The following is a 456-nucleotide window of genomic DNA, read 5'->3' as shown; positions in this document are numbered from 1 at the left end:
GTCAGAGATCTTGAAGGCATTTGTCTATCTAGAACGATTGCTACTGAAAAACAGCTTGTGCCAAATGTTGTGGCAGCATCAAGCCCTGTTGTATATGCACATGATGAAGCATGGCATCGTCTTAAATATTATGTTGTAGTAAATCACTTAGGACATTTAGTATCAACTATTGGTAAAGCGACTAGAAATGAAGTTGTGTTATGGCAACTTGTAGCGCATCGTCTTATGACTTGGAAAAAAGAATACGCGAATAACGCAGTATTTGTTGACTGTGTAGAAGATTTATATCAAACGCCGACCATTGCGGCTAAAGCGAATTTGATGAGTAAATTGAATGATTGTGGTGCAAACCCTATTTATACACATATACCAAATCCAATTTGTCATAACAAGGAGGTATCGTATTGTGAATCAAACAATTCTTAATCGTGTAAAGACTAGAGTGATGCACCAACT

1 protein-coding gene is annotated in these 456 nt (G+C 37.1%); it reads left to right on the top strand.

What is annotated here, in order from left to right:
- A partial coding sequence (locus D7X74_RS45425) for an IucA/IucC family C-terminal-domain containing protein (RefSeq protein ID WP_309250509.1) occupies positions 1 to 426 on the top strand: 426 nt, incomplete at its 5' end.
- Positions 427 to 456: the final 30 nt, after the last annotated feature.

The organism is Corallococcus sp. CA047B (assembly GCF_003612065.1).
Classification (GTDB): domain Bacteria; phylum Myxococcota; class Myxococcia; order Myxococcales; family Myxococcaceae; genus Corallococcus; species Corallococcus praedator.
Note: the sequence above shows the minus strand (reverse complement) of the source record. Positions and strands in the feature narration are given on the sequence as shown.